This is a genomic window from Kitasatospora cystarginea (genome assembly GCF_039533515.1).
In the GTDB taxonomy this organism is placed as follows: domain Bacteria; phylum Actinomycetota; class Actinomycetes; order Streptomycetales; family Streptomycetaceae; genus Kitasatospora; species Kitasatospora cystarginea.
Window position 1 is genome coordinate 1 of the sequence record NZ_BAAATR010000084.1, and the last position, 12,180, is coordinate 12,180.

At 69.5% G+C, this 12,180-nt stretch carries 13 protein-coding genes and 5 pseudogenes; 8 read left to right on the forward strand and 10 right to left on the reverse strand.

Translation table 11 applies throughout. The features are described 5' to 3' along the window. From ABD369_RS38960 to ABD369_RS41465, 4 genes and pseudogenes are all read right to left on the reverse strand, one after another. Positions 1–193: pseudogene (locus tag ABD369_RS38960) on the reverse strand (transposase); the annotation flags it as partial. After that, complete coding sequence (locus ABD369_RS38965) at positions 178–339, reverse strand: hypothetical protein (RefSeq protein ID WP_344641401.1); 162 nt, start codon at positions 337–339, stop codon at positions 178–180. The gene ABD369_RS38965 and the pseudogene ABD369_RS38960, both read right to left, overlap by 16 nt. A 517-nt stretch (positions 340–856) precedes the next feature. Beyond that, positions 857–1,477 (reverse strand): helicase associated domain-containing protein, encoded by a 621-nt coding sequence (locus tag ABD369_RS38970; RefSeq protein WP_344641388.1) that lies wholly within the window; start codon positions 1,475–1,477, stop codon positions 857–859. Positions 1,478–1,577: 100 nt separating this feature from the next. Then, positions 1,578–2,030 (reverse strand): annotated as a pseudogene (locus tag ABD369_RS41465) (cupin domain-containing protein); the annotation flags it as partial. A 409-nt stretch (positions 2,031–2,439) separates the two neighbouring features. On the opposite strand from ABD369_RS41465, the gene ABD369_RS38975 reads away from it, so the two are divergent. Then, the gene (locus tag ABD369_RS38975; protein WP_344641389.1) at positions 2,440–2,823 is read left to right on the forward strand and encodes a hypothetical protein; all 384 of its coding nucleotides are present in this window, start codon (positions 2,440–2,442) and stop codon (positions 2,821–2,823) included. Next, complete coding sequence (locus ABD369_RS38980) at positions 2,820–3,035, forward strand: hypothetical protein (protein ID WP_344641390.1); 216 nt, start codon at positions 2,820–2,822, stop codon at positions 3,033–3,035. Before ABD369_RS38975 ends, ABD369_RS38980 begins: the two co-directional genes overlap by 4 nt. A gap of 21 nt (positions 3,036–3,056) precedes the next feature. Here ABD369_RS38980 and ABD369_RS38985 read toward each other — a convergent pair whose 3' ends face one another. Beyond that, entirely contained in the window at positions 3,057–3,185 is a 129-nt protein-coding gene (locus ABD369_RS38985; protein WP_344641391.1) for a hypothetical protein, read from the reverse strand. 234 nt (positions 3,186–3,419) lie between these two features. Here ABD369_RS38985 and ABD369_RS38990 point away from each other — a divergent pair, with 234 nt between their 5' ends. After that, the gene (locus ABD369_RS38990) at positions 3,420–3,893 is read left to right on the forward strand and encodes a hypothetical protein (RefSeq protein WP_344641392.1); all 474 of its coding nucleotides are present in this window, start codon (positions 3,420–3,422) and stop codon (positions 3,891–3,893) included. 263 nt (positions 3,894–4,156) lie between these two features. Here ABD369_RS38990 and ABD369_RS38995 read toward each other — a convergent pair. Beyond that, positions 4,157–4,386, reverse strand: a pseudogene (locus ABD369_RS38995) (transposase); the annotation flags it as partial. Between the two features lie 348 nt (positions 4,387–4,734). Between ABD369_RS38995 and ABD369_RS39000 the strand changes: the two are divergent. Further along, positions 4,735–5,193: a hypothetical protein gene (locus tag ABD369_RS39000; RefSeq protein ID WP_344641393.1), complete on the forward strand. Its 459-nt coding sequence runs from the start codon at positions 4,735–4,737 to the stop codon at positions 5,191–5,193. A gap of 210 nt (positions 5,194–5,403) precedes the next feature. Then, a protein-coding gene (locus ABD369_RS41470) for an IS630 family transposase (RefSeq protein WP_425557881.1) occupies positions 5,404–6,470 on the forward strand; the annotation gives its coding sequence in 2 pieces (ribosomal slippage) (positions 5,404–5,886 and positions 5,889–6,470; 1,065 coding nt in all). Between the two features lie 27 nt (positions 6,471–6,497). On the opposite strand, the pseudogene ABD369_RS39015 reads toward ABD369_RS41470, so the two are convergent. Beyond that, positions 6,498–6,848: pseudogene (locus tag ABD369_RS39015) on the reverse strand (IS5 family transposase); the annotation flags it as partial. A 73-nt stretch (positions 6,849–6,921) separates the two neighbouring features. Here ABD369_RS39015 and ABD369_RS39020 point away from each other — a divergent pair. Beyond that, positions 6,922–7,107 (forward strand): annotated as a pseudogene (locus ABD369_RS39020) (IS5/IS1182 family transposase); the annotation flags it as partial. A gap of 14 nt (positions 7,108–7,121) precedes the next feature. Here ABD369_RS39020 and ABD369_RS39025 read toward each other — a convergent pair. From ABD369_RS39025 to ABD369_RS39035, 3 genes are all read right to left on the reverse strand, one after another. Continuing rightward, entirely contained in the window at positions 7,122–7,466 is a 345-nt protein-coding gene (locus ABD369_RS39025; protein ID WP_344641395.1) for a hypothetical protein, read from the reverse strand. A 63-nt stretch (positions 7,467–7,529) separates the two neighbouring features. Further along, complete coding sequence (locus ABD369_RS39030) at positions 7,530–7,886, reverse strand: hypothetical protein (protein WP_344641396.1); 357 nt, start codon at positions 7,884–7,886, stop codon at positions 7,530–7,532. A gap of 248 nt (positions 7,887–8,134) precedes the next feature. After that, positions 8,135–9,262 (reverse strand): Vgb family protein, encoded by a 1,128-nt coding sequence (locus ABD369_RS39035; protein WP_344641397.1) that lies wholly within the window; start codon positions 9,260–9,262, stop codon positions 8,135–8,137. Positions 9,263–9,538: 276 nt separating this feature from the next. Here ABD369_RS39035 and ABD369_RS39040 point away from each other — a divergent pair, with 276 nt between their 5' ends. Beyond that, positions 9,539–9,886, forward strand: a complete 348-nt coding sequence (locus ABD369_RS39040; protein WP_344641398.1) for a hypothetical protein — start codon at positions 9,539–9,541, stop codon at positions 9,884–9,886. A gap of 1,851 nt (positions 9,887–11,737) precedes the next feature. Next, positions 11,738–12,180, forward strand: a 443-nt coding sequence (locus ABD369_RS39045) for a transposase (RefSeq protein ID WP_344641399.1), incomplete at its 3' end; no start/stop codon positions are given.

The window sequence follows — 12,180 nt, forward strand, 5'->3', positions numbered from 1 at the left end:
GCGTGATTGCCGCCCAAGTGATCAGCGACTCCGCGTGTTGGATGAGCCGTTCGTAGTCTCTGGCGTGTCGGCGGGCGTGCATGATCCAGGCCAGACTTCGCTCGACCACCCAGCGACGAGGCAGGACAACGAACCCGACCGCATTCTTGGGTCGGCTCACGGTCTTCACGGTCAGGTTCAGGTACTTATCGGCTCGACCTCCAACGCGCAGTCGCCGATCGTGAACTGCGCGCGGCTGGTCGTCTCCACCAGCTTCCGCAGCTCGGCCACGATCTCCGCGTACCGCTCGGAGCTGACACAGCCGATCTTGTCTTCGGTCTTCTCGATCTCCTGGGGCATGGGATGTCACCACCAACCCGCGGGCCGGGCACGGCCGTTGGCCGTGCCGGGATGCGGCCCGCTCTCGTCACCGAGAGTCAGTGCGCACACTCACTGATCACAACAAGTCCCTGCGAAATGACTGAAGTTGAGGCAAAGGCGACCGAAGGAACCGTTCGTGGAGCGGTTACTGTGCCTGATCAGCGAACGTTTTCTTTCGCGCCCGCGAGGCCCTCACCACGCACCGCCGCGAGCAGTACACGGCATCCGAGCGCCGGTCCACCCCGACCACCCAGGTGTCCTTGCACACCGGACACTCGGCCCTGCCGGCACCACTCCGCTCGGCCGCCACCCGCTTCCGCAGCCGACGACGCACCCGCCACCACCTGGAACGACACCTCGGCGAGCAGAACTCCGCGTGGGCTCGCGCTCCTGGCCTCAACCGCTCGCGACAGGCCCCGCACCTCCGCACTCCGACCCGCCCAGCTTCCTCGGACATGACGTCAGCGTATGACTCCAGATTACTCAGAGTCAGGGATCAGAAACAGGCACTCAGCCAGGTGCCCAGCGACGTCCCGTCCTCCTTGTGAGCCCTCGGAACCCGTGCGTGGCCCTCTCGCTGGACGAACGCCGCCAGCGCCGCCAGGCCCTGCGCGAACCGGTCCGCCCGCGACACCTTCGGCTTCGCCGCGGCAGCCGCCCGCGCGGCCGCCAGCTCGACGTCCTCGGTGATGCCGAGCGCCGCGAGCAGGTCCCGCTGCTCCTGGTCGAGCTCGGCCCAGCCGGCTCGCTGCGCCCGGACCCATCGGCCGAGCTGCTCGCCCTCGAACGCGGTCTCCGCCGGCAGCTGCGCCCAGTCGACGCGGCCGTCGGACTCCAGCCACCACTGCCGCGCGACGGCGTAGGTGCGCTGCCAGACGACCGGCCACCGCGGCGCCCACCACGGGTCGATCTCCTCCAGCGCGGCCCGCCGTTGTGGGTCGAGCGCGCCCGGCTTGCCCTCGGGCACCTCGGCGGCGGCCCGAAGCCCGGCCCCGATGGCGTACCCGCCGACGGCCGCCCGCGTGGGTGCCGCCAGCGAGCCGCCGTGTTCCTTCGCCCAGACCCGCGCCCAGTCGAGGCCGGCCTCGAACCGCGCGTCCGAGACGGACCAGATCATGCCGAGCCGCTTGTCGGTGCGTGGGGTCAGTCCCGGGGGTCGGGCAGCAGGACCAGGCTTTCGACGTCGTCGGATCGGTGCGCGCGGCCAGGACGACGACTTCCTGGGTCGGGCTCCGGTTGATCGGCTGGTGGGGCACGCTCGGGGGGGGGGGGGGGATGTAGACGAAGTCACCGGCCCGGGCGACGGTGACCTCGGCCAGCTCGGGCCCGTGGCGGACCTCGATCTCGCCGCTGAGGACGTAGATCGCGCTCTCGTGGTCGGCGTGAAGGTGAGCCTGCTCGGTGGTGAGCGGCGGGATGACCAAGCGGCTCAGGCACAGCTGACGCGACCCCGCACGTTCCCTGGTGATGCCGCGCTGCGCACGGCCGCCCTGCGGGGCGACGATCGCCTGGGGGGTGGGCAGGACGGTGAGCCGGTCCGCAGCTGGCGGAGCGGGCGCGGGATCGTACGTCGTCATGGGGTCCTCCATGATCTTTCGGGGGGCTCCTAGGGGGATGTCCTCGATACCTTGTGGCGTTCGCCGACGAACGGCCGGAATCTGACGTCCCATGACGCACACCAGCCGCCCCAGGCGCCGACGTTCTGACAGCCGGTTCGGCGCGCGACCTGACCGCCGGCACCCTGACGAAGCGCTACGACCCAGACCACGACCTCGCCCTCCAGCGCGCGCTGCGCCTTGAGCGCCGCCGACCCCGGGCGAGCAAGCCCGCAGCTGCGCCTTCGCCCGCCCGCCAGGTCACGGCCACCGGGCCCACGGCGCAGCCCGGGCCGCATCGGCCTGCGTTGTGCTGCCGGACCTGGAGCAGCGAGCACCTGCTGCCCGGCGGCCAAGTCGTACGGACGACCTGGCACGAGCCCGCCTGCCCGGCTTGGGCCGCGCGGTGACCCGGCACCAAGGCGACGGAGCGCGGCTGGCCGGCGAGCCGCAGCCCGGCGGCGACGCCCAGTTCGCTCCCGGCGTGAGTAGGGCGTTGCGGTTGGCGGTGGCACAGAGCACGGTGCCCGAGGATCCGGGGGACCGGACGGCGATCCGGGCGGCGGGTGCGGAGGTTCGAGCCCTGATGCGGGAGGCCGCCGAGGCGGGGGCGCGGCTCGTGCAGTTCCCGGAGGGCGCTCTCGTCTACCCGCACAAGCGCGTGGTGGCGACCGGCCCCGACGGGACCGGAGTGCCGGCGGACTGGACCGGCGCCGCGTGGGACGTCCTGCGCGAGGAGGCGCAGCGGATCGCGGCCTTGGCGGGCGAGCTGGAGCTGTGGACGGTCTTCGGATCGCTCCATCCGCTCACACCGCCGAGGCGTATCTTGACTGGACGGGCAGTCACAACGCGCCCGGCTCCTGCATGATCACCCTGAGTGTGGACTACTGTCCCAGCGGGGAGCACCGCATCCTGGCGCAAGTCCCCTACCGCGAAGCCGTCGACCGATTCCGCACCTGGCTGGCCGAGACGGCCCCGGCGGTGGCCGCTGTTGCGGGGCCCGGCCGCCATGACACCGTCCCCGCGCAGTTCCGGCCCGTCATCGCGGACACCAGCAGTGAGGGCCTGGCGCTGTTCTGAGCGCCGAGCTGCAATCCGCGCTCAGCGCCCATGGTGACGCGGTCGGGCAGCCATCGCCGCGAGCGTGCCCAGCAGCCCGGACAGGGGAATCTCGGCGATACCGGCGAAGATCAGGGCAGTGGAGCGGTCCGAGCCACTGAGCGCGGTCATGACGTCGAACCAGGCGTCGACTGGCACACGCCCCCGGCGGAGGCGACGACATTCCGCGGTCTTCTTCCTCGCCGGCCCCGGTATCGCGGTGGCATCGCCGACGGCACAGTCGGCCCCGGTTCGCCCCGACTCGTCCCGACCGCGCGATCGACAGATACGGCGCCGTTACCGGGTGCGGACACCATGGCGCATGACGGCTCATTATCTGCCGGACTGCTTTCCGAAGGGACAGGAATGTTCAAGAAGCTCGTGTCGATCGCCGCAGTGGCCGCCTCGCTCGCCGGCGGCACCGTCCTTGCGGCACCGGCCGCGCACGCCTCCTCGCTCTGCTCCGGCAACGTCGTCGACGGCTATGACGTACCGGACAGCAGCGGGGTTGTCACGTCCCACGTCACCCTGTTCTACGACCCCGCGACCGGGAACAACTGCGCGTACAACTACGCGACTTCGGCGGGCGGCCTGGGCACCCCGCACCGGATGCTCCTCATCGTGGACGTCTGCCAGGAGACCAGCCCGAACCAGGACTACGTGTCGGGCCTCTGCACGCCGATCATCGACCAGCGCCAGAGGGACATCAACGACAACTACCGCTCCTACGCGGGACCGCTGACCGTGCACGCCCCCGGCCATTGCATCGACATCGTGGCCATGGACAACTACAACAACCTCAGCGGTTACTTCGACAGCCACGCGACGCACTGCGGCTGACCCGGACCACCGCGCCGGCCTCCGCCCCGCTGCCAGGGGCGGAGGTAGTGGCGACACGGGCCCCGTGGCAGCAGCTGTTCCCGGAGAACGGCGCCCGCCCCCATCCGCACATCGCATGCCGGCGATCTACCGCGACGGACAACCGCCCGTCAGCGAAGCCGCCCCCGAAGGGGCGACGGCGGGCACATGCCCGGTCAGCTCACCGCCGCGACGACATCCGCCTGCTGCAGAAGCTGCTCCAACTTCAGCTTCAGGGCTTCGAACCGCTCCCAGGTGCCGTCGGCTGACCACTGCAGATGCCTCTTCTGCACGGTTTCCACGGACCGAACCGCTCGGGCAGGTCGCGCCACTGAACCCCGGTCCGCACCCGGTGTAGAACCCCGTTGATCACCTGCCGATGATCCCGCCACCTGCCACAACGTCCGTTGCTCACCGGCAGAAGCGGCTCCAAGCGAGCCCACTCCTCGTCCGTCAGATCACCACGACCAGTCATACCAAGCTAACGAGTCAGATGATCGAAGAGACGCGGCCTAGTCGTTCTGACCCCCGTCACCAGCCTCCGTGGTCGGTACACCCAGGGCGAAGGCCCCACCCGGGCGGCTGTTCGCTTGATCCGCTGATGCAGTGGTCCACTCCCGTTCGCGTTCGACCGCATCGCGGCTGGCATCTGCGGGCCCGCGGTATCGCGGCGGCATCACCGGGCCATGGCACAGAGCACCCGGGTCCGGCCCGGCGGCGATACGGCGCCGATACGGCGCCGATACGGCCAGCGGAAACCATGGCGCGAGTCGGGGACGCCTCGACGACCGGATCACCGTCCGAAGTTCTGAAGAGGGCATGAATGTTCAAGAAACTCGCGTCGATCGCCGCGATAGTCTCCTCGATCGCCGGCGGCACCGTCCTGGCCGCCCCGGCCGCCCATGCCGAACCGCTCTGCTCGGGGAGCGTGATCGACACCTATGACGTGAAGGACTCTTGGGGGACCGTGGCGTCCACGATCACGCTGTTCTACGACCCGGCGACTCGAAACAACTGCGCGTACAACTCGGCGACCTCCGCGGGAGGCGCAGGTAGTCCGCACGGCATCGGCCTCACCCTGGACGCCTGCGAGGAGACCAGCCCGTCCGACAACTGCACACCGATCGCCGGTCAGGCCAAGAGCGACGCCAAGAGCACCTACAGCTGGTACGCCGGACCGCTCACTGTGTACGCCCCGGGCCACTGCGTCTACGTCTCCGGCAGCAACAACTACAACCACGTCCTCGCCACTTTCAGCACCGGCGCGACGCACTGCGGCTGAGCCGGATCACCCTTGGCCGGCAACGCGGTCATCTGGGTGCACCTGTACTACGACGGGTCCACGGGCAACAACTGTGCGGTGAACGTCAAGACCGCCCTGGGCCGCGTCTCTCCGATCATCTGACTCGTTACTGACCTCGGCGCTTCGGGGTCATGGCGGTGACGATTCGCCCGGGTGGCGGTGCGCGGTGGTGGCGCTACACCGGTAGGTATGAGGTATGCGGACGGCGGCGGGCTGACCGCCAAGGAACGCGCGCGACGGGAAGTGGTGCGCCTGGAGGCCGCCGAGCTGTTCGCGGCCGGGATCTCCGCGCCGGAGGTCGCCGAGCTGCTGCGAGTGGCCCCGAAGTCGGCCTACCAGTGGAGGCGGGCCTGGATCGCCGGTGGCACGGCGGCGCTGGCATCCAGGGGGCCGGGCGGTCAGCGCTGCAAGCTCGGCCCGGCGTTGCGCGGGAAGCCGGCCGCGATGCTGGAGGAGGGGCCGGCCGCGCACGGCTGGGATCAGGACCAGGTGTGGACCGGTGCCCGGGTCGCGACGCTGATCGGCCGGCGGTTCCATGTCCCCTACAGCGTCTCGGGCGCGACCCGGCTGATGCACCGGCTCGGATTCACCCCGCAGATGGCCGCCCGGCGGGCGGTCGAACGCAACGAGGCGGCGGTGGCCGCCTGGCGGGAAGAGACCTGGCCGGAGATAAAAGGGCGCGGGCGGCCACCGGCGGCTGGATCTGCTTCGAGGACGAAGCCGGCCGGCACCTGTGGTCGCCGCGCGGACGCACCTGGGGCCGCCGCGGCCACACCCCGATTGTGACGGTGGCGGGCCGCAGCCCGGGCCGCGTCTCCATCGCCGGCCTGATCGCAGTGCGGCCCGGGGCGCGGACCCGGCTGTACTCCCGGATCCGCGGTTGCACGGGCGAGCGACGCAGCCTGTCGGAGACCGACTACATCCGGCTGGTCGGCGGCGCCCATCAGCTGCTGAAGGCCCCGGTCGTCCTCGTCTGGGACCGGCTCAACACGCATATCTCGGCGGCGATGAAGCAGCTGGTCGCCGCCCGCGCGTGGCTGACGGTTTTCCAACTGCCCTCGTATGCCCCTGAGCTGAATCCGGTGGAGGGCGTCTGGTCGCAGAGCGAGCGGAGCCTGGCCAACCTCGCCGCCGGAACCCTCGACCGGCTCAACGCGCTCGTGCGCAACCGGCTCAAGAGCCTGCAGTACCGGCCGACGACACTGGACGGGTTCATCGCCGGGACCGGACTCGCCCTCGACCTATCACCGCCATGACCCCGAAGCGCCGAGGTCAGTAAGGACCGGCGGTGCATGGCGGGCTCCGGCCGCGTGGTGGTGCGCACGGATCGACGTGGAGTCGACGGAGATGTCCCAGTCGATCCCACCGGCGGCATCCGCCTCCGCCTGGACCCGCTGGAGCAGGCGCTCCCACGTCCCGTCCGCCGACCAGCGGCGATGCCGCTCATGGACCGTCTTCCACGAACCGTAGCGCTCAGGAACGTCCCGCCACGGCACGCCCGTTCGCGTCCGGTACAGGATGCCGTTGATGACCTGCCGATGGTCCCGCCATCTGCCACAACGCCCGTTACTCACCGGCAGCAGCGGCCGAAGCCGCTCCCACTGGCCGTCAGTCAGATCATCCCTACTCCCCATAGTCGTATCAACGACTCAGCTGATCGGCAGGACACGGCCTAGTCGCGAAAGGGCAGTGGGGCGACAGCCCAGCCGCGGCAGTCGAGGAGGCGGGCCCGCTGGCTTCGACAAGGAGATGTACAAGTGCCGGAACGAGGTCGAGCGCACAATCAACCGCCTGAAGCATTCCCGTGCCGCACCCACGCGCTACGACAATCGCGCTTACGTCTTCCACGGCACGCTCACCGTGGCCTCGATCCGCCTCTGGATCAGGCCGTGATCAGATTTTCCGCCTCAGCCGGCTTCCAGCTCGTCGGCCCGCTGCCTCAGGTCTGCCGCGATGCTGTCCCAGTCCGGTCCGAACAGCTCAAGGCTCAGGGCGGCCTCCCGCATCAGCGCCAGCTCGTCCGGCCGTTGCAGGAGCACCAACCGGTACGCCAGGTTGCGCACCCAGACTGGTAGGTAGCCGCTGACCGGGGGCGGGCACAGCTCATGCAGCATGGCCAGGATCGAGTCCGCTCGGGCGAAAGTCAGTTCCTCGACGAAGTGGTGCTCGTGGTGAGGCTGGTCGCAGGCCGGCCTGGGTCGGTACTCGTCGCCGTAAAGGCATCGGGCGTGCTCCGTCAGGGTGCTGTGCATGCCCTGGAGCCTATGACGCCTTGATCCGCCGGACAGAACCTAGTCCACGGCCTCACCGATGCCTCACAGGATGCCGTCCTCGATGCCGTTCTCGACGCAGCCATCGACGGGCACCGCAAGCTCCACGCCCCCGACCGGCCATGCGGCCGACGCGAATTCCAGGACTACTTCGATGAGGGCCTCGAACGCAGGCAAGTCCCCGACTCGGGCCCCAACCTTTCTGACGTCATCAACCTGGCCTGGATCACGATCGTCACCATGCACAAGATCATCCCCGGCCAGCACTTCATCCCATTCATCGAAGCTGTCCAAGAAGCAGTCAGCCGAAGCCGCGAGTTCTCCGCCTGGCGGGCCGCCCAACGCGCCACCAACCACCGGGAACCCCTCAGCGTCTGACATCACGACCTGACGCTGGAACACGCGACCATCAGCGCCAGCACACCTCCACACACGGACAAAGAGGCGTCCGGCACCTCCCGGTGCCGGACGCCCGAGATGTCGGCGAGAACCGAGAGCACCTGGAAGGTTGGCGTGTCGGAAGTCGGTGGCACCGAAGTGCGGCGCCTACACCGATCGATCGGTTGCTGCCCGGCGCACGGCCCCGCCTCCCGTCCGACGGCGGGAGGCGGGGTGTTCCGGTCGGCTGGCTGTTCACACCGCTGGCTCTGTCAGGGCGTTACCGTTCCGATCTGGCTCGGGACGTTCTCGGTGAACCAGAGGTTGCCGTCGGATCCGGTGGTGATGTCCAGCGGGCTCGAATCGGTGGTCGGGACCGACAGTTCGGTGATCGTGCCCGAGGTCGTGATCTGGCCGATGTCGTTGCTGGCGTTCTCGGTGAACCAGAGGTTGCCGTCCGGTCCGGTGGTGATGCCCCAGGGGAACGGGAAGAAGACGGTGTCCGTGAGGTCGTAGCCGGTGAACACGCCCGCGGTGGTGACCTGTCCGATCTGCGTTGCTCCGGCGTCGGTGAACCAGAGGTTGCCGTCGGGCCCTGCGGTGATGCCGATGGGCAGGGAGAACAGTGAGGGAACAGCGTTCTCGGTGATCGTGCCGCCGGTGGTGATCCGGCCGATGCTTCCGGACAGGACTTCGGTGAACCAGAGGTTGCCGTCCGGCCCGGCGGTGATGCTCAGTGGGAAGGCGTCGGTCGTCGGGAGGGCGTATTCGGTGACCGTGCCGCCGGTGGTGATCCGGCCGATGCTGTCGGTGCCCGGCTCCGCGAACCAGAGGTTGCCGTCCGGCCCGACGGTGATGCCCCAGGGGTAGGCGCCGGAGGTCGGGAGGGCGTATTCGGTGACCGTGCCGCCGGTGGTGATGCGGCCGATCTTGTCGACGTTCGACTCGGTGAACCACAGGTTGCCGTCCGGCCCGGTGACGATCTCGGCGGGCCCCGCGTTGGTGGTGGGCACGGAGAACTCGGTGAACGTGCCGCTCGTCGTGACGCGCCCGATCGCGTCCGCCCCGTTCTCGTTCTCGGTGAACCACAGGGCGTCGTCCGGCCCCGCGGTGATGCCGACCGGCTCCGCATCGGCAGTGGGTGTCGCCAGTTCGCTGATGGTGGGGGTCTGGCGGGTCTGTGCCGCCCCCGGGTGGGGGTGTTTTCCCCGGAGGCAGGCGATGAGCCCCGCCGGCCCCCGGTGCCGGACGCAGGACTTCACCCACGGGCGCAGGGATCCCGGGGGGCGGCGCTGGGAGTCACCGAAGGCGACGGTGCCGGGCGCTGCGACAGCGGCCGTCAGGGTCAGGACGACGAGCGCGCGGTAGAGCCGCCTGAGGCGGCCGGGACGGTGGGACATGAGACCCCTTTCCGACGGACGCGGCGGGAGCCGGAGCGCCGAGCCCGTGCACCGGCGGTCTCCCTGCCCCGAGCCGTGATCAACAAGCACAGCGTGACGGCCGAACGGCCCGCACCACCTCGATTGCTCCGAAAGCGGTATGTCACACACCATCACATGTGCTGTCCCAATCCGCTGAAGTCCCGGGTCCAAACCCACCGAGAACGTACTGCCCATCCATCCCGAAGAAATCAGAGGACAGGATGATCAAACTTCGATGAGAACGATCAAACTTCGTTGGGACGGGTCACCCACCCCCGCCAGCCAGCCCCGGCGCTGGGGGATGCGGAGCGTGCCCCGCGCGAGCTGATGACGCTGCCGGGCATGTCCCGGGACGTACGGGACTGGAAACTCGTGTGGATCCGCATCGCAGGTGCCTGGCGGTCGGGGATCCTCACGGTCTGGCGCAGACCGCCGGGCAGCGCTGTCTGGGTCGCCCACGTCCGCTGGGGCGAAGACGACCAGCGCGAGCAGCGGTGGGGCTGGTTCCTCTACGACCCCGCCACGATCCGCCCCATCCCACAGCCCTCGGCCGCCGCCGCCGTCTCGGCAGGCGCCACCACAGTGTTCGAGGGAACGCCATGACCACCGCCCCCGCCCCCGCCGTCGCCAAGCGCTCTCTCCGAGCTCCTCGAACAGACCTCCCCTGCGACCCGGGCCCGCCAGGCCGAAGCCGCCACCATCCCCGTCCACCCCCTCCTCGCCCCACTGCTCCCGCACGGCGGCCTGGCCCGCGGCACCGTCACCGAGACCACCGACCTGTCGCTGCTCCTGGCCCTCGCGGCAGGCCCGGCGGATGCCACGCCCGCAACCTGGTCCGCGGCCATCAACCTGCCCGACCTCGGACTGGCCGCAGCCATCGGCCACGGCATCCCCATCAACCGCCTCCTCCTGGTCGACGAACCCGGCGAACACCTCCCCGAAGTCATCGCCGCCCTCGCCCCGGTCTGCTCCGTCCTCCTAATCCGACCTCCCACCTGGCTGCAGCCCCGCACCACCACCCGCCTGGCCGCACACCTACGCCGCACCGGAACCGTCCTCCTCTCCCACGGCCCCTGGCCCGGCGGCGCCCAGCTACGCCTGGAGATCACCGCGGCCACCTGGACCGGGCTCGGCGACGGATACGGCCAGCTGCTCCATCGCCGGGTGACGGTACGGGCGAGCGGGCGGGGAAGTGCGTCCCGTCCGCGGACGGCTGATCTCCTGCTGCCGGACGAGAGCGGCCGGGTCGGCGTTCCGGTAGGAGCACAGAGCGCTGCCGCTTCCCGATGGGGTCGCGGTGTAATCCCGCCGACGTCCGGTCTGAATGGGAGGGCGACACGCCCTGAGGCTGATCACCTGGGCAGCCGCGCTGCGCACGGGCGACGACGCCGTGCGCAAGAGCGGAGAACCCCGCGGCCGGCACCTGGGAGCTCGGCCCCTGGCACTGGTGCGACACCGTCCTGCGCTCCCGGGACGCGCAATCCTGCACTCACGGATGAGCGGATACGGGGGTAGTCGGGCAGCCGTATCCGTTCATCGCCGGAGTTCCGTGTCCCGCAACCGACTTGGCGTCAGTTGCCTTCGGTTGCCCCGCTTCAAGTTCTGCTCCGGAGGGGGTGGTTTCTGATGATGCGATCGCGTAGCGTCCTGCTGTCGCTACGCGATCGGTTTCCTGCATCGCACAACCAGGCCGGGCAGCCGGCTCGGCCACTGTGGTGGAAGGGAACATCGTGAAGCGGACCAATGGTCGACGTCGGTTGATTCGGCTGGGCCGGTGGGCGCGCGGAAACTCGTTGCAGCTCGCCGCGCTCATGGTCGCGGTTGCCCGGCTGATCATTGAGGCAGTGAAGTAGCACTGCCGCAAGAAGACCCCCGACCAGTCGCAATGGCCGGGGGTCTATCTCTTTCGCCCATGGGCGACGGGAGTCAACGGTAGCCGGGTAGCCCCTTGAGGTCCATGGCAAAGTTCCCGGCATATCGGGCATGACGGCGTATCCAGGTACCGGTCGGCTCAGCCAGTCGCTGCGCCGAGAAATGGTTAACGGATGAAGCCGCCGAGGCGTAGCGAACCGGAGTAGTCCCTTCCTGCGCGGTCCCGTGATCCCGGGACCGCGCATTCGGACTGGCGGACAAACAGAAAGGGCGCCCGGCCGGCAGGCCGAGCACCCCTTCCTCGCGTCGGCTACCGCTGCCGTTCGAAGAAGCCCCACAGCCTTCCCCACAAGCCCTAGGCGGCGATCAGTCGGCTGTTCCATTCCCACCCCCGTCGCACACCGTGATCGATAGGGTGCGGAGCATGATGATCCCCACCGACGGCGGGCAGGAGGACTAGCCTCGCGCTTTCACGAGCAGGGCTGTCCGAGGCGTGATCAAAAGACTGAGGAGTGCCGCTGACCTGCGACGATAGGGCTTGTCTAAGGTCCATGTCGTCGTCAAGAAAGCTGCACTCCTCAGGTGAAGAAGCGTACCGGGTTGTACCCGCGTGTCCGCGTCGAGGGCGGTGGCCGCGGGGCGGTCTCGCAGTCCGGCGCCGTGCTGCTGGTCGAGACCGCCCGCAAGACGGGGCTGGACGCGGCGTTGTCGGCGGCCTTGGCACCTTGGCGCAAGCAGCGGGCAGTCCATGATCCCGGCAAGATCCTGCTGGATGTCGCACTCGCCGTGGCCCTGGGCGGGGACTGCCTGGCCGATGTTGCGATGCTGCGGGCCGAGCCGACCGTGTTCGGGCCAGTCGCCTCCGATCCGACCGTCTCCCGTCTGGTCGACACTCTGGCCGCAGCTGGACCCCGAGCCCTGGCGGCGATCCGCCGAGCCAGCGCCGAAGTCCGCGAGCGGGCCTGGAAGTTGGCCAGCGAGTCGGCCCCGGACATGGGCGGCGAGGTGATCGTCGATATCGACGG